General features: G+C 66.9%; 18 protein-coding genes, 1 tRNA gene and 1 pseudogene. 14 read left to right on the top strand and 6 right to left on the bottom strand.

What is annotated here, in order from left to right; genetic code table 11:
* Positions 1–52: 52 nt before the first annotated feature.
* Positions 53–574, bottom strand: a complete 522-nt coding sequence (gene gcrA / locus OVA11_RS14675; RefSeq protein WP_096051881.1) for a cell cycle sigma 70 cofactor GcrA — start codon at positions 572–574, stop codon at positions 53–55.
* A 238-nt stretch (positions 575–812) separates the two neighbouring features.
* Here gcrA and OVA11_RS14670 point away from each other — a divergent pair, with 238 nt between their 5' ends.
* The 4 genes from OVA11_RS14670 to OVA11_RS14655 all read left to right on the top strand — a co-directional run bounded on the left by OVA11_RS14670 (position 813) and on the right by OVA11_RS14655 (position 5,189).
* Positions 813–1,634, top strand: coding sequence for an ABC transporter permease (locus OVA11_RS14670; protein ID WP_268068048.1), 822 nt, complete (start codon positions 813–815; stop codon positions 1,632–1,634).
* A gap of 154 nt (positions 1,635–1,788) precedes the next feature.
* The gene (locus OVA11_RS14665; protein ID WP_268068047.1) at positions 1,789–3,006 is read left to right on the top strand and encodes an aspartate aminotransferase family protein; all 1,218 of its coding nucleotides are present in this window, start codon (positions 1,789–1,791) and stop codon (positions 3,004–3,006) included.
* A gap of 117 nt (positions 3,007–3,123) precedes the next feature.
* Positions 3,124–4,059 (top strand): ornithine carbamoyltransferase, encoded by a 936-nt coding sequence (argF, locus tag OVA11_RS14660; RefSeq protein ID WP_268068046.1) that lies wholly within the window; start codon positions 3,124–3,126, stop codon positions 4,057–4,059.
* 218 nt (positions 4,060–4,277) lie between these two features.
* A complete protein-coding gene (locus OVA11_RS14655) occupies positions 4,278–5,189 on the top strand; it encodes an Hsp33 family molecular chaperone (RefSeq protein ID WP_268068045.1) in 912 nt (303 codons plus the stop codon).
* Positions 5,190–5,237: 48 nt separating this feature from the next.
* Here OVA11_RS14655 and apaG read toward each other — a convergent pair whose 3' ends face one another.
* Positions 5,238–5,702 (bottom strand): Co2+/Mg2+ efflux protein ApaG, encoded by a 465-nt coding sequence (gene apaG / locus OVA11_RS14650; protein ID WP_268068044.1) that lies wholly within the window; start codon positions 5,700–5,702, stop codon positions 5,238–5,240.
* Complete coding sequence (metZ, locus tag OVA11_RS14645; protein ID WP_268068043.1) at positions 5,683–6,867, bottom strand: O-succinylhomoserine sulfhydrylase; 1,185 nt, start codon at positions 6,865–6,867, stop codon at positions 5,683–5,685. The genes apaG and metZ overlap by 20 nt, the downstream gene beginning before the upstream one ends.
* Before the next feature lie 175 nt (positions 6,868–7,042).
* On the opposite strand from metZ, the gene OVA11_RS14640 reads away from it, so the two are divergent.
* The 10 genes and pseudogenes from OVA11_RS14640 (at position 7,043) to OVA11_RS14595 (ending at position 14,403) form a co-directional block, all read left to right on the top strand.
* Positions 7,043–8,068 (top strand): 2'-deoxycytidine 5'-triphosphate deaminase, encoded by a 1,026-nt coding sequence (locus OVA11_RS14640; protein WP_268068042.1) that lies wholly within the window; start codon positions 7,043–7,045, stop codon positions 8,066–8,068.
* A gap of 112 nt (positions 8,069–8,180) precedes the next feature.
* Positions 8,181–8,705 carry a hypothetical protein gene (locus tag OVA11_RS14635; RefSeq protein ID WP_268068986.1) on the top strand — a complete coding sequence of 175 codons (525 nt, stop codon included), beginning with the start codon at positions 8,181–8,183 and terminating at the stop codon, positions 8,703–8,705.
* A gap of 116 nt (positions 8,706–8,821) precedes the next feature.
* A complete protein-coding gene (locus OVA11_RS14630; protein WP_268068041.1) occupies positions 8,822–9,085 on the top strand; it encodes a hypothetical protein in 264 nt (87 codons plus the stop codon).
* 28 nt (positions 9,086–9,113) lie between these two features.
* On the top strand, positions 9,114–9,551 hold the full coding sequence (locus OVA11_RS14625) for a hypothetical protein (protein WP_268068040.1): 438 nt from the start codon (positions 9,114–9,116) through the stop codon (positions 9,549–9,551).
* Positions 9,461–9,977 (top strand): annotated as a pseudogene (locus tag OVA11_RS14620) (hypothetical protein). Before OVA11_RS14625 ends, OVA11_RS14620 begins: the two are co-directional and overlap by 91 nt.
* Positions 9,974–10,168 (top strand): helix-turn-helix transcriptional regulator, encoded by a 195-nt coding sequence (locus tag OVA11_RS14615; RefSeq protein ID WP_010920093.1) that lies wholly within the window; start codon positions 9,974–9,976, stop codon positions 10,166–10,168. Before OVA11_RS14620 ends, OVA11_RS14615 begins: the two are co-directional and overlap by 4 nt.
* A gap of 27 nt (positions 10,169–10,195) precedes the next feature.
* Positions 10,196–10,870, top strand: coding sequence for a hypothetical protein (locus tag OVA11_RS14610; RefSeq protein ID WP_268068039.1), 675 nt, complete (start codon positions 10,196–10,198; stop codon positions 10,868–10,870).
* A gap of 117 nt (positions 10,871–10,987) precedes the next feature.
* Entirely contained in the window at positions 10,988–11,926 is a 939-nt protein-coding gene (locus tag OVA11_RS14605) for an alpha/beta fold hydrolase (RefSeq protein ID WP_268068038.1), read from the top strand.
* A gap of 89 nt (positions 11,927–12,015) precedes the next feature.
* Complete coding sequence (locus OVA11_RS14600) at positions 12,016–12,906, top strand: TraB/GumN family protein (RefSeq protein ID WP_268068037.1); 891 nt, start codon at positions 12,016–12,018, stop codon at positions 12,904–12,906.
* 231 nt (positions 12,907–13,137) lie between these two features.
* On the top strand, positions 13,138–14,403 hold the full coding sequence (locus OVA11_RS14595; RefSeq protein WP_268068036.1) for a hypothetical protein: 1,266 nt from the start codon (positions 13,138–13,140) through the stop codon (positions 14,401–14,403).
* Between the two features lie 325 nt (positions 14,404–14,728).
* On the opposite strand, the gene OVA11_RS14590 is transcribed toward OVA11_RS14595, so the two are convergent.
* From OVA11_RS14590 to OVA11_RS14580, 3 genes are all read right to left on the bottom strand, one after another.
* Positions 14,729–14,803: transfer RNA gene (locus OVA11_RS14590), tRNA-Gly, on the bottom strand.
* A 68-nt stretch (positions 14,804–14,871) separates the two neighbouring features.
* Complete coding sequence (locus OVA11_RS14585) at positions 14,872–16,749, bottom strand: glycoside hydrolase family 9 protein (RefSeq protein ID WP_268068035.1); 1,878 nt, start codon at positions 16,747–16,749, stop codon at positions 14,872–14,874.
* 153 nt (positions 16,750–16,902) lie between these two features.
* A complete protein-coding gene (locus OVA11_RS14580) occupies positions 16,903–17,250 on the bottom strand; it encodes an EF-hand domain-containing protein (protein WP_268068034.1) in 348 nt (115 codons plus the stop codon).
* Positions 17,251–17,416: the final 166 nt, after the last annotated feature.

Here is a 17,416-nt window from a genome sequence, read left to right as displayed (position 1 = left end):
CGGGAAGCGTGAGCTTCCCGGGATCCGCCGCTCTGAGAGACTATTGTTCTTCTTAGATGTAGCGGCGAAGCGAGCGGGCCAGTTCGGCGCCGCCGCTCTTCTTCTTGGTCTGCTGCGGCTGATAGGCCACCCGCGCGTGCTCGACGCAATAGGGGCCTTCCGACGAGCGACGACCGCAGAAGGTGAAGCCTTCCGACGACGGATCGCCGATCGGCCACTTGCACATGTGCGCGCCAAGGGTCAGCACGGTGGCCGAGCCGGGTTCTTCGTGACGGAAAGCCGGCAGCGGAGCCGGGGCCGCTGCGACCGGAACCGACGAGGGGGCCTCGACCGGCGTCACGCGGCGCGGCGCCGACGGCATGGCCTGGGCGGCCGGACGCGCCGGGCGCGGCGCCTTGAAGGCCGGACGGGCCGGTTGCGAGGGAGCCGCGCGGCCCGATAGACCCAGACGGTGCACCTTGCCGATCACGGCGTTACGCGTCACGCCGCCCAATTGCTTGGCGATCTGGCTGGCCGAAAGGCCGTCCAACCAGAGCTTCTTCAGGGTGGATACCCGTTCGTCGGTCCAGCTCATTACCCGTCTCCGCCATTCGAGAGAGGGTGAGGGCGTCCCCACGCCCGTCACCCTATATATGGTGATCGATCCGCCCCGCCGGCGGTCGTCCTACTACATATCGTAAAGAATGCGTTAAAGCGCACAATGGGCGCCATCGACTCTGTCCACAGAAACAAGATGTTGATTCCGGCAAGCCCGCGCTTGCGAAAAGGACCCCCAAGGCGCACATGGCCAAGCAGAACAAGGGTTTGAGCTGATGAGAGACACGGCCGAGAGCGTCATTCCGCCGCAGCCCCGCGATTATCGCGGCTGGAACTGGTCCGGCTTCGTCACGCTCTACCAGCGTGAGATCCGCCGGTTCTGGAAAGTCGGCACCCAGACGGTGGCCGCGCCGGTGGTGACGACGCTGCTCTACATGCTGGTCTTCGTGGTGGCCGTCGGCGCCAGCCGTCCGGCGGTGGGGGGCGTGACCTTCGGCCATTTCGTGGCCCCGGGCCTGATCATGATGGCCATCCTCAACAACGCCTTCGCCAACTCGTCGTCGTCGCTGATCCAGGCCAAGATGATGGGGCTGACGCCGGACTTCCTGACCCCGCCGCTGTCGGCGCTGGAGCAGGTTTCGGCCTTCGCCCTGGGCGCGGCCACGCGCGGCGTGGTCGTGGGCGCGGTGACGGCGATCGTGATCGGCGTCCTGCCCGGCGCAGGTCTGTCGGTGGCTCACCTCTGGGCGGTGCTCTATTTCGGCCTGACCGCGTCGCTGATCCTGGGACTGGCGGGCGTGCTGGCCGGCCTGTGGGCCGAGAAGTTCGACCAGCTGGCGGCCGTGACGAACTTCCTGATCATGCCCATGACCTTCCTGTCGGGCACTTTCTATCTGGTCGACAAGCTGCCCGAGCCGTTCCGGTCGGCGAGCCACTTCAACCCGTTCTTCTACCTTATCGACGGCTTCCGGTACGGCTTCATCGGCCATGCCGACGGCTCGATCGCGATCGGCGTCGTGACCACCGGTCTTCTCACCGTAGTGATGTTCCTGTGGTGCTGGAGGCTCTTCGTCACCGGTTACCGTCTCAAGAGCTGAGGCAAACGCGCCATAGCCCGGAGTTTCGCCGGCGTTTCAGGGCCTTTTTGAGGGGGCTTTCATTGACACGACGGCGTTCCACGGCGACAACCTGCGGCCTTCCAGTCCCCGCGCTCAAGGCGCGGGGGCTTGTTTCCTTTTAGGGAGGCCGGTCTTGAGCACCGCGACGTCGTCCACCACCTCGCAGCACCACATCATGGGCGTGTACAATCGCGCTCCGCTGGCGTTCGAGCGAGGCCGAGGCGCGCGCCTGATCTCGACCGAAGGCGAAGAGTACCTGGACTGCGTGGCGGGCATCGCCACCAACGGCCTGGGTCACGCCCATCCGGCGCTGGTCGAGGTGCTGAAAGCCCAGGCCGAAAAGCTCTGGCACGTCTCCAACATCTACCGGATCCCTGAGCAGGAAGAACTGGCCGACGCCCTGTGCGCCAACTCGTTCGCCGATGTGGTGTTCTTCACCAACTCAGGCACGGAAGCCGTGGAGTGCGCGCTGAAGACGGCCCGCAAGTATCACTCGGCCAACGGCCAGCCCGAGCGGATCGACATCTATGGCTTCGACGGCTCGTTCCACGGCCGCACCTATGCGGCGGTGAATGCGTCGGGCAACCCGAGCTATGTCGACGGCTTTGGCCCGCGCCTGCCGGGCTACAGCCAGCTGACCTTCGGGGACCACGACGCCATCAAGGCCGCGATCGCCAGCCCGACCACGGCCGCGATCATTGTCGAGCCGGTGCAGGGCGAGGGCGGCGCGCGCTCGATCCCGACCCAGTGCCTCGTGGGCCTGCGCCAGATGTGCGACGAGCACGGCGTGCTGCTGATCTATGACGAAGTCCAGTGCGGCATGGGCCGGACGGGCAAGCTCTTCGCCTATGAGTGGGCCGAGGGCGGCGAGCCGCACATCATGGCGGTGGCCAAGGCCCTGGGCGGCGGCTTCCCGATCGGCGCTTGCCTGGCCACCACCGAGGCGGCCAAGGGCATGACGGTCGCGGCGCACGGTTCGACCTTCGGCGGCAACCCGCTGGCCATGGCCGTGGGCAAGGCGGCGCTGGACATCATCAAGTCGCCCGAGACGCTGGACAACGTGGAGACCGTCTCGGGTTTCTTCACCCAACAGCTGAACGGCCTGAAGGACCGCTTCCCGGACGTCATCGTCGACGTGCGCGGCAAGGGCATGCTGATCGGCGTCAAGCTGATCCCGAACAACCGCGACTTCATGGTCCTGGCGCGTGATGAGAAGCTTCTTATCGCCGGCGGCGGCGACAACTGCGTGCGCCTGCTGCCGCCGTTGAACCTGACCATCGAGGAAGCCAGCGAGGCGATCGCCAAGCTCGAAAAGGCTTGCGAGGCTGCGCGCGCCAAGGCCGCCGCCTAGAACCAACTCCTTTTCCGACCTTCCCGGCGAAAGCCGGGACCCAGATTAAGCCCGTCTAGTTCCCGGATGACTCTGGGCCCCGGCATTCGCCGGGGAGGCGGGTATAGGGATCGTTCGATGACTCAACCCCGCCACTTCATCGACCTGTGGAAGCTGGACGGTGCGACCCTGCGCCTGCTGCTGGACGACGCCCATGCCCGCAAGGCGGCCCGCAAGGGCTGGCCTCAGGGCAAGGTTGACGCCGACGCGCCAGCGAAGGACCGGGTGCTGTCGATGATCTTCCAGAAGAACTCGACCCGCACCCGCTTCTCGTTCGACGCGGCCATGCGCCAACTGGGCGGCAGCGCGATCATCTCGACCGCTTCGGACATGCAGCTGGGCCGCGGCGAGACCATCGAGGACACCGCCAAGGTGCTCTCACGCATGGTCGACGCGGTGATGATCCGCGCCAACAGCCACGCCGACGTCGAGCGCTTCGCCCAGGTCTCGACCGTGCCGATCATCAACGGCCTGACCGACAAGAGCCATCCGTGCCAGATCATGGCCGACATCCTCACCATCGAGGAGCATCGCGGCCCGATCGCCGGCAAGACCATCGCCTGGGTGGGCGACGGCAACAACGTGTGCTCCAGCTTCATCCACGCCGCGCCGCTGCTGGGCTTTGAGCTGAAGATCGCCTGCCCGGCGGTCTATCACGCCGACCTGCATGACCTGGCCCGCGCCGAGGGGCTGCAAGGGCGGGTCAGCATGACCACTGATCCGAAGGCCGCCGTCAGTGGCGCGGACGTGGTCGTGGCCGACACCTGGGTCTCGATGGGCGACACCGACCATGACGAGCGCCTGGCGGCGCTCGAGCCCTATCAGGTCGACGACAGGCTGATGGATCTGGCTGCGGCTAACGGCGTCTTCCTGCACTGCCTGCCGGCGCATCGCGGCGAAGAGGTCACCGACGCGGTGCTGGACGGCCCGCGCTCGCTGGTCTGGGACGAGGCCGAAAACCGCATCCACGCCCAGAAGTCCGTCCTGGCCTGGTGCTTCGGCGCGATCGGATAAGGTTACCGGCCAGCGCCGGTTGGTAAACGCTGGCCGGTGTCGCCGTCGCATATGGGCAAAAGCGGCGGCGATCCCAAGTGAGTCTGAATCCCTCGTTGTCGCAACGAGGCGTTCGGTCGCATGCACCCGATCTCGGGAGACCCTGGTGCGGGGCCCCGTTGCGGTGTGTCTTCGATCCGGGCTCGCAATTTCGCCAGAACCCCCTATCTAGCCTCCCCATGACCGACATCGCCCCCGACACCGGCGTCCTCGACGACGTCGTTTCCGCGTTCCAGATCGAGAACCTGCCCGTTCGCGGCCGGGTCGTGCGCCTTGGCCCGGCGATCGACGAGGTGCTGACACGCCACGACTACCCCGAGCCGGTGGCCAACCTGCTGGGCGAGGCCTGCGCCTTGGCGGCCCTGGTCGGGTCGAGCCTGAAGTTCGAGGGGCGGTTGATCGTCCAGGCCCAGGGCGACGGCCCCGTGCGCTATGTGGTCGTCGACTACGACACCAGCGGCGGCCTGCGCGGCTATTGCCGGTTCGACCCCGCAGAAGTGGCGGCGGTCTCAGAAGGGTTCGTGCGCCCCGGCGCCAAGACCCTGCTGGGCGGCGGCGTGTTCATCATGACCCTGGATCAGGGACCCGACATGGATCGCTACCAGGGCGTCACGCCGATCGAAGGTGAGACCCTGGCCCTGTGCGCCGAGCAGTACTTCGCCCAGTCCGAGCAGACCCCCACCCGTGTTCGTCTGGCTGTGGGGCAGGCCGATACAGGGCAGGGCGCTACCTGGCGCGCGGGTGGCATCCTGATCCAGGTGATCGCCGGCGATCAGGCGCGGGGCGAGACCCAGGACGCCTGGACGCACGTGCAGGCGCTGTTCGAAACGACCGGCGAGGACGAGCTGATCGACCCGACGGTTTCGACCCCGACGCTGCTGTGGCGCCTGTTCAACGAGGACGGCGTTCGCCTGCTGGACGAGAAGCCGCTCAAAGCGTTCTGCCGCTGTTCGGAAGACCGCATCGGTGTGGTGATGGACTCGTTCTCGGCCGAGGAGGTCGCCGAGATGGTCGAGCCTGACGGCAAGATCCACGTGACCTGCGAATACTGCTCGCGGATCTACAAGCTGGATCCGCCGAGGGCGGCCTGATCAGAGGACGGACCCTGCAAAAGGCCGGCGCGTTGAGCGCCGGCTTTTTCAGTTCAGCTTCATCGCCGCGCCCGGCAGGTGCAGCGAGAACTCCGGGATCGCCACGTCGAACAGGTCGCCCTCGTCGGTGACCATCTGGTAGCTCCCCCGCATCGCGCCTGACGGCGTCGGCAGAGGGCAGTTGGAGACATAGCGGAACGCCTCGCGCGGCTTCAGCTCGGGCTGTTCGCCGACCACGCCGCTGCCCTCGACCTCATTCACCCGATTGAAGGCGTCGATGATCGTCCAGCGGCGCGCGATCAGGGTGACCGTCTCTTCCCCGTGGTTCTCGATCTCGACCGTGTAGGACCAAAGATAGAGGCCCTGCTCGGGCGAGCTCTCCTCGGCCGCATAGGCCGGAAAAACGCGCACGACGATGTCGCGCGTGCGGGCCTCATAGGCGGCGCTATCGCTGCCCCGGCGGCGTCTCATGCGTTGCATCGGTGGGGAGGTCTCACGCCTGATCGAGCGCACGGATCACATCCCGCTTGAGATCTTCCACGCTCTCCAGGCCCACCGACAGGCGCACGCCGCCTTCGGTGACGCCCAGCGACGGGCGTTCGGCTTCGGGGACCGAGCGGTGGGTGGTGGTCGGCGGGTGCGTGGCCATCGACTTGGCGTCGCCGAGATTGTTGGAGATGTCGACGATCTCCAGCGCGTTCAGGAACTTGAAGGCGGCTTCGCGGCTGCCCAGATCCAGCGCGATCACGGTGCCGCCGCCGGTCATCTGCGCCTTGGCGACGTTGTGGCCGGGGTGGTCGGGGCGGAACGGATAGAGCACCGTCTGCACCTTCTTGTGCTCGGCGATGGTGTTGGCCAGGGCGAAAGCGCTGTCGGCCTGGCGGCGCACCCGAAGATCCAGGGTCTCGAGACCCTTCAGCATCACCCAGGCGTTGAACGGCGACAGCGACGGGCCGGTGTGGCGCAGGGCGTCGCGGTAGAACTCCTCGTTGATCGCCTCGCTGGTCAGGATCGCGCCGCCCAGCACCCGGCCCTGGCCGTCGATGTGCTTGGTGGCCGAATAGACGACGACGTCCGCGCCCAGCTCCAGCGGCTTCTGGAAGATCGGGGTGGCGAAGACGTTGTCGACGATGACCTTGGCGCCGACGGCGTGGGCCAGCTCCGACACGGCGCGGATGTCGGTGATCTCCAGCACCGGGTTCGACGGGGTTTCGACCAGCACCGCCTTGGTGTTGGGGCGCATCGCCGCTTCCCAGGCCTCGGGGTCGGTCGCGTCGACGAAGGTGGTCTCGACGCCGAAGCGCGGCAGCCACTCGCTGACGATCCAGCGGCACGAACCGAACAGGGCGCGGCCGGCCACGACGTGGTCGCCGGCGCGGACCAGACCCATCAGGGCCGCGTGGATCGAGGCCATGCCGGTGGCCTGGGCGCGACAGACCTCGGCGCCTTCCAGCAGCGCCAGGCGGTCTTCGAACATCTTCACGGTCGGATTGTTGAACCGCGAATAGACAAAACCCGGATCTTCGCCCGCGAAGCGACGGTCGGCGCCCTCGGCGCTGTCGTAGGTGAAGCCCTGAGTCAGGTAGAGCGCCTCGGCGGTCTCCATGAACTGCGAGCGCGCGATCCCACCCCGGATCAATTTCGTCGCGACGTCCCAGTCCTTCGGGTTCTCGGCCACGGCCCCGCCTCCTACGCAGAAACGCGCGCATAAGGAGCGGGGGAGGGGGCGGGGTCAAGCCAGAACGCCTGCCAGAGCGTCAGAGAATTGTCATAGGGGAAAAGTGCGGTGTCACAGGCGAGCGCCATTCGCTCGCGCCTTGCGTTTGCGGCCGGGTTTGGCGAGTGTCGCGCCGATGACCGACGCCCACGCCGCAGGGATTCTGCCCTGCCAGACCATTGAAGAGCTGATCGCCGAAGAGGCCATCACCTCAGCCACACCGTTCGACGTCGATCAGGTGCAGCCCGCCAGCCTGGACTTGCGCCTGGGCGCGCGCGCCTGGCGCATTCGCGCCTCGTTCTTGCCTGGTCTTTCCCGAAGGGTGCCCGAGCGCCTGAAGGACGTGGCCATGCATGAGCTGGACCTGACCAAGGGCGCGGTGCTGGAGAAGGGCTGTGTCTACATCGCCGAGATACAGGAGCGCCTGGCCCTGCCGATGACGGTGTCGGCGCGGGGCAATCCCAAGAGCTCGACGGGCCGGGTCGATGTCTTCGTGCGATTGCTGACCGACCACAGCCGCGCCTTCGACGACGTGGACGCGGGCTACACCGGGCCGCTCTATATCGAGATCGCTCCGCAGACCTTTTCGGTTCTGGTCCGCGCCGGAACGCGCCTCAACCAACTGCGCCTGAAGCGCGGCGAGCCGGCCAAGCTGGCCACCCGCAGCGTCGGGGTGGACCTGCTGTCCGAGACCGGGATTGTCGGCTTCCGCGGGCGTCGCCACGCCGGGGTGGTGGATCTCGATCACGAGGACGGCCACGACCCGCGCGACTTCTGGGAGCCGCTGGAGGCGCGCCGTGGTGAGCTGCTGCTGGATCCGGGCGAGTTCTACATCCTGGCCAGCAAGGACGACATCGAGATCCCGGTGCTGGAGGCCGCCGAGATGACGCCGATCGACCCATCGGTCGGTGAGTTCCGTGTCCACTATGCCGGCTTCTTCGATCCGGGCTTTGGCACCGAGGAGGCCGCCGCCGTCGGCTCCAAGGGCGTGCTTGAGGTGCGTAGCCACGAGACGCCGTTCCTGCTTGAGGACGGCCAGACCGTTGCGCGCCTCGTCTACGAGCCGCTGACCGCCCGTCCCGCGCGGCTGTACGGTGAGGGCGGGTCCCACTACCAGCGGCAAGGCCTCAAATTGTCCAAGCACTTCAAGGCTTGGCGCTAAAGTCTTCTGACTTGGGGCGATAGGTCGCGGTCCGGGTTACGAGCCGGGTAACCGAGATGCGGTTTGCTGGGCGCGTGCTTTTACACGGGCCTTTTGGCGATGCCGCGCGACGCTGCACAGGGATTATCGGATCTGCCGCCGGCGCGCGCCCGGGCGGAAGCGGCGGTGCGCCGTGTCCGATGACCTGTCGCAGGGGGTGTCGCGCGGCAACGCGCCGCAACCACATCTAGTGGACACTCCGTGCGGTTACACAAATCCTAGTCGTCGTTCTCCTGGGGCGCGACTCAGTCCTGTCCGACGCGGAGGATGGCGCAGGTTTCTACGGAGGCCCTTCTTGGCCCGCATCGCTCATGACCCGTTCCTGATCCTCCAAGGTCGCGTCGAGGCCTGGGAACGGTGCATGCGGATTCCCGGCTGCGACAAGTCGCTGTGGCGACAGGACGCCCAAGGGCGGGTCATCCGCTGGTCTGATTTTGGCGATCGCTTCTCACGCTACGGCTGGGAGGTGATGGCTTTGCCGCCGACCGGCGTGCTGGGCCGCGCGCTCTTGCGGCGGCGACTCGTGGCGGTCCATTGGCGCGGTTTGGTCGGCGAGACCTTGAACGAAGACCCCTTCCTGGGCCGCCGCGCAGCCTGAAACATCAAGCAGATCCGTCATTTAGTCGTGCTCGCAAGACAAAATGACAACCATGCTTGACATAACGCTGCGAATGCATGACAAACATCCTTGTCATTTCGACGAGGAGGCTTGTCATGAAGAAGAACGCTCAACGCACCCCCGCCACCCGCACCCAGAAGCTGGCCATTGGCATGGCCGCCAGCTCCGGTTCGCTGGTGGTGGCGATCGGCGCGGCGCGTGAGATGGGCGGTCCGCTGCTGGCGGTCGGCCTGTCCCTGGGGCTGGCGACGCTGTGGGCGATCTTGTTCCTGGTTCTCCGGGAGCGCCCGTCGAAGGGCCCCAAGGACACCGCAAAGACCGAGCAGGACGGCGCCGTCGAAGCGCTGGCCGGTCTCTAGTCGCCCGATCCAGAGCAAGGTTTTTCCGATGAGCGAACAAAACGGAACCCAGGCCCGCCGACAGGCGATCGCGCTGCGAATGCTCGTGGGCTGCGGCATGTTCGGCGCCGTCTGCGGCGCGAGCTATGCGCTCCTGAACAAGATGGGCGTGTCGCCGCCGTCGCAATGGATGGGGATCTCGCTGCTGATCTTGACCCCGATCCTGGTCGGCATCTCGGTCATCTACTGGCGCAACATCGATGAAGCCGCTCGCGAGGCGCACAAGTTCGCCTGGTTCTGGGGCGGTTCGACCACGATGCTGCTGGGCGTGGGCGTGGCGCTGCTGATCGGCGACGATCGGCTCGTCGCCATCGCCGGCCCGCACTCGCCTTCCGAATGGTTCGCGATCGGCATGTTCAGCCTGATGGCCGTGCAACTGGCGGCCTACAGCCTGGTCTGGTCGATCTGGTGGCTGCGCCAGCGTTGAGCGCCGCTGAAAAGGAGAATTGCGATGGCCCAGAAGATGTCTCCCGCGATGCGTCGCTACCTGCTCCGGTTCACGCCCGCGATGCTGGCCTATGTGGCGGTCTTACCTTGCTCGATCCTGCTCTACGAGCACTTCAAGCCGACCGGCTTGGCGCTTTGGGCGGTAGCGGTGGCGCCGGCGCTCCCGATCGTCGCGGTGATCGCCATCATGGGCGTCTACCTCGCCGAGGAGACCGACGAGTTCCAGCGGAACATGTCCGTCCAGGCCTTGCTGTGGGCGATGGGGCTTACCCTGGCCGGCGCGACCGTCTGGGGCTTCCTCGAGAACTTCGGGGTGCTGGGTCATGCGCCGACCTATCTGGCCTTCCCGGTGTTCTGCGGCGCTTTCGGCCTGGCCCAGCCTCTGGTCCGCTGGAGGTACAAGTGAAGAACCGTCTCAAGGTGCTGCGCGCCGAGCGCGACTGGAGCCAGGCGGATCTCGCTGACCGGCTCGAAGTCTCCCGCCAGACCATCAACGCGCTGGAGACCGGCAAGTACGACCCCAGCCTGCCGCTGGCCTTCAAGATCGCCCGCCTCTTTGGGCAACCCATCGAATCCATCTTCCAGGACGAGGCCTAAGGGCCCGTACAGTTCGAGGATAAGGTCATGAACCTCGTTTCGAAGTCTCCCAAGCCTCGCCGCAATCGCGCGCTACAAGCGCTGGTCGGCGCCGTGTTGGCCGCGCCGCTTGGCTACCTGTTCGGCGGCTATCTGGTTTCGCTGGAAGAGGCTGGCGCGGCCGCTTCGGTCGACCTGTCTTGGTCTGACGTTTTGGCCGTGGCGTTGGCGGCCATGATGGCGCTGACCGGTCTCATCACCCTTTTGACGAGCTTCAGCCGCCGCGCCCTGGGACGCCAGATCAATCCCGAGGAGGTGCGACCGGCGACTCCCGCCCAGGCGGTCTTCTACGCCCAAAACGGCTTCGTGCTGATTCTCGCGGGGGTGATGATGGCCACGCCGGTCATGGTTCCGCTCGTCTTCGCGCCGCTGTCGCCAATGATCGCCTCGGCGGCGATGGCGGGGCTGATCGCGCTCTTGCTGATCCAGACGGTGGGCAACATCGCCATCTGGGTTCGCAGCGACGAGTTCATGCGTCGCGCCATGGGCGAAAGCGCCGCCGTCAGCTTCGCGATCCTGCAGGGCCTGCTCTTCCTGTGGGCGGCGGGTGAGAAGCTGGGCCTGCTGCCGCACCTCACCCTGTGGGACGCCACCAGCGTCATGATGGCCGCTTACCTGGTGATCGGTCTGTTCATCACCTGGCGCCGGGGCCTGGCCAGCTAGGTCCTTACGCCCCAAGCCCGGACCACCCGGGCGGCCATTCCACCAAACCCTTCGTCACCCCAACACCGGCGCGCGACGCTGAAGCCTTCCGCGCGCCCCTATCCAAGGACAAAGATCGTGACCCTCAAGACCTCGTGCTCCCGTCGCAACCGCCTCGGCGCTTCAGCGGTTCTCGTGGCCATTCTTGCCGCCACCGGCGTGTTCGGCGGCGACCACGCCCACGCCGCGCCCCTGGCGCCGATCGCCGCCAGCCCCGCCGCTGACCGCATGACGGTCACCGTCGTCGGCCAGGGCCCCGACGTCATCCTGATCCCGGGCCTGGCTTCGTCCAGCGCGGTCTGGGACGCCACCGTCAAGCAGCTGTCGGCGACCCATCGGGTCCACGTCGTACAGGTGGCGGGTTTCGCCGGCGCGCCGGTGGCCGGCAACGCCGACGGCGCAGTGGTTGCGCCGCTGGTCGAGGCGGTCGACGGCTACATCAAGGCCAAGGGCCTGAAGTCGCCCGCCGTGATCGGCCACTCCCTGGGCGGGTTCACCGGCCTCTTGCTAGCCCAGCGCCATCCGGAGTCTATCGGCCGTCTGATGATCGTCGACAGCCTGCCGTTCTTCTCGCTGCTGTTCTCGCCGGCGGCGACGCCCGAGATGGTGCGCCCGCAAGCCGTTCAGATGCGCGACGCGACGGTGGCGATGAGCGCCGAAGCCTTCGCCGGCCAGCAGGCCATGGGCGCGCCGCGCTTTGTGAAGTCGGCGGAGGGCCAGAAGCAGGTCATAGCCTGGGGCGGGGCCTCGTCGCCCTCGGTGGTCGGACGCGCCATGTACGACCTCCTGGTCACCGATGCGCGCGGCGACCTGGCCAAGGTCAAGGCGCCGACCACGCTGCTCTATGCCTACGACACCGCCATGGGCATGCCGTCGACCGCCGCCGACCGGCTGTTCGTCGACGCCTATGCCGGTCTGCCGGGCCTGAAGGCGACCCGCATCGATGATGCGCGCCACTTCATCATGCTCGACCAGCCTCAAGCGTTCGCAGTGGCGGTCGCTGACTTCCTCAAGTAGCGCCTACCGAAAACAACCCTGGGTCTGTTTTGGCCTTGCGTACGTCCCTGACCCACCTCACTTCTTTCACGCCAACCATCGGGGTTTTCATGTTCAACACCTTCAATCGCTCGGCCCGTCGCCTGCTGGCCGGCATGGTCTCCGTCGTCGCGCTCGGCTTCGCCGGGACCGCCCTGGCCGAACCGGCCCTCTGGGCGATCAAGGACAAGGACTCGACCATCTACCTGTTCGGCACGATCCACGTGCTCAAGCCCGACACTCAGTGGCGTTCGGCCAAGATCGACAAGGCCCTGGCCGACAGCGGTGACCTGACGCTCGAACTGGTCGGCGCAGACGATCCAGCGGTGATGCAGCCGCTGGTCATGCGCTACGGCCTCGACCAGGCCAACAAGCTGTCGGCCAAGATCGGTCCTGAGGACTTCAAGCGCGCCACGGACATCGGCCAGTCGGCCGGCATGCCGCCCCAGGCGCTGGAGATGATGCGTCCGTGGCTCGCCGCCGTTTCGTTGGCCATGGCGCCGATGATCAAGGCCGGCTACGACCCCAAGAGCGGCGTCGAGGGCGTGCTGACCCGCGAGGTCAAGGCCGCCAACAAGCCGATCGCCGGCCTGGAGACCCCCGAGCAGCAGATCCGCTTCTTCGCCGACCTGCCTTCGGCCACCGAGATCGAGTTCCTCAAGTCCAGCCTGAAGGACGCCGAGGGCGGCGTCGAAAAGCTCGACAAGATGGTGGCAGCCTGGGCGGCGGGCGACGTGAGCGGGCTGGAAGCCCAGTTCATCACCGAGATGAAGACCCAGTATCCGGACCTCTATGAGCTGCTGCTGGTCAAGCGGAACGTCGACTGGGCCAACCAGCTCAAGACCAAGCTGGCCGGTTCGGGCGTCAGCTTCGTCGCCGTCGGCTCGGGCCACCTGGTCGGCGCCGAGAGCGTCCAGGCCCAGCTGGCCAAGCTCGGCATCAAGGCCGAGCGCGTGAAGTAGGTCACGTCGCACCTGACCTGAAGAGCCCGCCCGGTTCGTCCGGGCGGGCTTTTTCGTGGGCCTAGTGGATCCGTTCTAGGGCTTCCCGCCCGCGCTTCAGGCGTCGGGATCATGGGTTCAACGTCCTTCTCCCCAAGCCTCGCCAAGCAGCAAAGCGATCTGCAGCCGCGATTTAACTCGCGGTTGTTCAGGGATCGCCGTAAGGCCGCTTCATGCAAAGGGGTGAGTGATATGAGTCTGAAATCCATCGTGGCCGCCTTGGCGCTGGCAAGCTCATGCGCGGCTTCCGCCCACGCCGAGACCGCTAAGCCGCTCACCTTCGTTGAGCGCCTGACGCAAGCGGGAGCGCCGCTGACCGTCCGGCCGCAAGGTTTCTCCGGTCCGGGAGCCGCGATCCTATCGGAGGCTGTCAACACCAGCCGGTACGTTCTGGTCGGCGAGAGCCATCATTCGCGCGAGATCCCCGCCTTCACCACGAACATCTGTCGCTTGATGGCGCCGGGCGGCCTGACGGCCATGGTCGTCGAGACCGGACCGGAGGCGGCCGGCGTGATCAACGCACGGCTGAGAGCGCCGAACCGGGAACAGCAGATTTCCGATTTCATGCGCGCCCATCCCGACGCCCTGGCCTTCCTCAACGGCCGCGACGAAGGTCAGACGGCGGCCGATTGCGCGGGCCTCGCCGGGCCGGACTTCAAGCTGTTGGGGCTGGACCAGGAGTTCTTCGGCGTCAGCGGCTATCTGTTCGAACAGATGCTGGCGGCCGGTCCAGGACCGCTCGCCCGCGCCCAGATCATGGCTCTGGCCGAACAGGAGCGGGCGGCGACGCAGGCCGCGCTGGCCTCCGGCTCGCCCTTCGACCTGTTCCTGCTCAAGGTCACTGATCCGACGCTGGATCAAGCAGCGACGGCCATCGACCAGGACGGCGGCGACCGGGCCAAGGCGCTGTTCGCCGCCTTGCGCGAAACACGCGCCATCTATCAAGGCTCGCGGACCCGTACCGGCGATCCGAACGGGCGCAGGGCGCGGCTGATGAAGCGGACGCTGGCGGCGCATTTCGCCGAGGCGCCGCAGGCGCGCCTGCTGATGAAGTTCGGCGCCTACCATCTCTACAAGGGCTACAACCCGCTCGGCCAACGCGACCTGGGCAATTTCGTCGCTGAACATGCCGACGGAGAGGGCGTGAAGTCCATCAACCTGATCGTCGCCGGCGCGAAAGGCGCGCTGGGCGGATATGCCGGCGTCGGCCGCCAGGTGACCGCCAAGACCTTCGATGCGACCACCAAGGACGGCGACTGGCGCAAGGATGTGATGCTGGCCCGCCCATCAGACACGCCGCCGGGCGACTGGTTCCTGGTGGACCTGCGCCAATTGCGCGGCGCCGATCTGGAAGCCCTGACGCCTGAATGGCGCGCGCTCATCCGCGGCTACGACCTCGCCGTCGTGGCGCCGGAACTGTCTGCGTCCACCGTGCTGGGGGCTCGTGACGCCCCCTAGGCGTGATGACGCCTGGCTGATGGCCCTCCGCTCTCTCCGGCGAACGCTGGGGGAGCGGAGCGATCAAGCTGACACGTGACTGCGGTGACGATGCTCAGGCTAACGGAGCGCCGTCCATTCCATCTCCGTCGCCCTGGCGGAGGTCCTAGGTCCAGAAAACCATCGACCGCCATGCGCGGTGCGGCGCCCGCCTGCGCGCCAAGATTCAACCCAAGAACCGCGCGCCAGTGATTCAGCCGAACAGGTCAAAACGCCTGACTTGCAAAACCGTTGGAAAACCGAACGAAGCGGTCTTGAAAGCTGATGGTTAAGTCATTGAAGTTTTTGGAGCGGGCGGGGGGAATCGAACCCCCGACATTCAGCTTGGGAAGCTGACGTTCTACCTCTGAACTACGCCCGCTCAGAAGACGCTCCGTTTAGCCCGGGACGTCTTGGTACTCAAGCGGCTATCCCTTGCTCCAGACGCGATCAACGCGCGGTGTCGTCGAGGAACGCCGACACCCAGACCAGCGGCGCGTTCCAGTTGATGGCGACCTCGTTCTGGGTGAAGGCGCGGTAGTCGTCGGTCCAGCAGGTCTGCGGGCGGCATTTGCCTTTCATGGCGCTGGCCACGGTATCGCTCATGTTGGTCGAGTTCGGGCCGCCCGAGAGCACGCCCGACGGTGGGGCGGGATAGGCGGGATCGGCCTGTTTGGCCCAGAAGCGGTGGTGGGGGTGGCGCATCGGCCGCGCGCCGAAGCCTGATACATACGACTGATCCAGCGGGTTGCGGCCCAGTACATAGTCCATCGCGTCGACCACGCCGTAGCGGTAGGCGATCTCTCCGGTGAAGTCGTGGGCCAGGCCCAGGACGAAGGCGCGGTTCATGACCGAGGAATTCGATCCCCAGGGATAGCCGGGCGCGGCGTAGGGCAGGGCGTAGCCCTGGCTGACATCATCCGAGAGGTATCTTCCCGCGCTGGCGACAAGATTGGCGCGGGCCTGGGCGATCTCTGCGGGCTTCAGGCCATTGGGGACCAAGGCCAGCGTCATCGTGCCCAGCGCGCCGACGCCGTTCCAGCCGATGTCGCCCGTGGGACGCGTTCCTTCGGTCGGTGACGCCAGGAACAGCGGCGAGGCGCGCAGGGCGGACTCATAGGCCGCCTCGCCGGTGGTGGCGTAAAGCTCGGCTGCGGCCCAGTAGAACTCGTCGGTCAGGTCGCCGTCGCCATATCCGCCTGAGCCCGTGAAGGGGCCGATGGCGTAGATGTCCGGATGGCGCTGGGCGGCCGCGAAGGCGCGGCGCGCGGCCTCCAGGCACTTGGCCGAGAACGCCGGGTCGATCGTCTTCCAGACGCGGGCGGCCTGGGCCGCCACGGCGGCGAGGTTCAAGGTTGCGCCGGTGGTCGGATAATAGAGATAGCGCACCTGCTTGTCGTCGGCCGGGGCGGTGGGAAGGGCGGTCCAGTAGCGGTCGGCCAGCTTCTGGTGCGCCATGCCCGAGGCGTCAATTGCGCTCAGAGCCAGCTTGCCGTTCCCCGGGCGCTGATTGCCGACCGGGACCTGCAGGGTCTTGCCCTCTGGAACCTGCATGGCCAGCAGGAAGTCCAGCTGGAAACGGACCTCGTCCAGCAGATCCGGAACCCCATTGCCGGCTTCGGGCAGGGCCAAGGCCCCGTCGCCGAGCGCCGCCAGCGCGCCGCGGCGGTTGAGCAGCGTGGCCCGCTCCCAGGCGTTGACCAGGGTCCAGACCGTGATGCCGCCATTGACGACGTACTTGCCGTGGTCGCCGGCGTCGTACCAGCCCTTGCTGGCGTCGAGCGTGTAGTCGCAGCCCGGCCAGACCTGACCACGCTCGTCGGCCTGATCGAAACAGGTCGCCTTGTCCGGGGCGTGACCCGCCGGGCGCGCAAGGTCGGGGCGCTCGACGTACCTTGCCTCGATCGGGACGCTGGCGCGCTGCTGATAGAAGAAGGACATGGCCGCGCGGGTCAGGCGACCATCGGGCTTGGCCTTGATGGCGAAAGGACGGCTCTCGGCGGCGCCGACCTTCAGCCGATAGCCGTCGCCCGCATTGCGGAACGCCGACAGGTCGATCTGATGGACATGCTCGCCCGAGGCGGCGTCATCGCCAAAGACACGGGTCTTGCCCTTGAGGATCGCGACACCGGCGGCGTCGTGCAGCGTCCAGTCCAGCGGCGTCTTGGACGGATCGGCGAGGATGGCGCGCTTGGGGCCCTGGGCTTCGAAGCCCGTCTGATTGAGGCGGATCTGGCGGGGCGTTTCGTCGGCCAGGGCCGCGCTCGACACGGCCAGGGCGGAGACAAATGAAAGGGCGGACAGGCGGATCATCGACGCTTCCTCCACGGCACGTCGCTCGCGCGCCTTGGCGGGAAGCTAGCGGCATAGAGACAGCGTTGTCACGAGCTTTGTTACCGTTATCCCGGCGATCTTGCGCCCCAAATGAAGAACGCCGCCCGGTGGGCTGACCGGGCGGCGTTCGACGTTCCGTCGAAGGGGTTAGTCTTGCGGCGGAGCGCCTTCCGGCGGCGGGCCCGGAGGCGGGCCTTCGCCCTGCTGCATCCGGCGCTGGCGCATGGTCTCGAACGCAGTCTTCAGCTCGTCGAGCGTGATCTTGCCGTCCTTGTTGCCGTCGATCATGGCGAAACGGTCCTCGGGGCGACCCGCGCCCGTCCATTCCGCCTTGTCGACGGCGCCGTCGCTGTTGGCGTCCCAGCGCTTGAAGACGTCTTCCGGCGCGGGCATGCCACGCGGCGGCCCAGGGGGCGGACCATCCTGCTGGGCCACGGCGGCGCCGGCGGCCAGGGTGGTGAGCGAAGCGAGCGCGACGAGAAGCGTGCGGCGCATGTAGGCGATTCCTTCCAGGGTGATGTCCCTGGGCGGTGTGATTGAGCCTCTATTGTTGCGGCGGTGTTTCGCGATTGCGGCAGGAAGGGGCGGGCTGAAGGCGCGAGCCCGTGGGAGCCTTGCGAGTGACACGAAACTGTCATGCCAGACCGATAGGCCGAGCGGT

Source organism: Caulobacter sp. SL161 (assembly GCF_026672375.1).
Taxonomy (GTDB): Bacteria; Pseudomonadota; Alphaproteobacteria; order Caulobacterales; family Caulobacteraceae; genus Caulobacter.
The sequence above is the reverse complement of the archived record's forward strand: the minus strand, read 5'-3'. Positions and strand labels throughout refer to the sequence as shown.

Excerpts from the sequence above, each read along its gene's own strand:
- OVA11_RS14610 (WP_268068039.1), top strand. The coding sequence starts at position 10,196 with ATGAACCTCGTTTCGAAGTCTCCCAAGCCTCGCCGCAATCGCGCGCTA.
- argF (WP_268068046.1), top strand. The coding sequence starts at position 3,124 with ATGACTCAACCCCGCCACTTCATCGACCTGTGGAAGCTGGACGGTGCG.
- OVA11_RS14595 (WP_268068036.1), top strand. The coding sequence starts at position 13,138 with ATGAGTCTGAAATCCATCGTGGCCGCCTTGGCGCTGGCAAGCTCATGC.
- OVA11_RS14580 (WP_268068034.1), bottom strand. The coding sequence starts at position 17,250 with ATGCGCCGCACGCTTCTCGTCGCGCTCGCTTCGCTCACCACCCTGGCC.
- OVA11_RS14655 (WP_268068045.1), top strand. The coding sequence starts at position 4,278 with ATGACCGACATCGCCCCCGACACCGGCGTCCTCGACGACGTCGTTTCC.
- OVA11_RS14670 (WP_268068048.1), top strand. The coding sequence starts at position 813 with ATGAGAGACACGGCCGAGAGCGTCATTCCGCCGCAGCCCCGCGATTAT.
- OVA11_RS14630 (WP_268068041.1), top strand. The coding sequence starts at position 8,822 with ATGAAGAAGAACGCTCAACGCACCCCCGCCACCCGCACCCAGAAGCTG.
- OVA11_RS14640 (WP_268068042.1), top strand. The coding sequence starts at position 7,043 with ATGACCGACGCCCACGCCGCAGGGATTCTGCCCTGCCAGACCATTGAA.
- gcrA (WP_096051881.1), bottom strand. The coding sequence starts at position 574 with ATGAGCTGGACCGACGAACGGGTATCCACCCTGAAGAAGCTCTGGTTG.
- OVA11_RS14625 (WP_268068040.1), top strand. The coding sequence starts at position 9,114 with ATGAGCGAACAAAACGGAACCCAGGCCCGCCGACAGGCGATCGCGCTG.
- OVA11_RS14600 (WP_268068037.1), top strand. The coding sequence starts at position 12,016 with ATGTTCAACACCTTCAATCGCTCGGCCCGTCGCCTGCTGGCCGGCATG.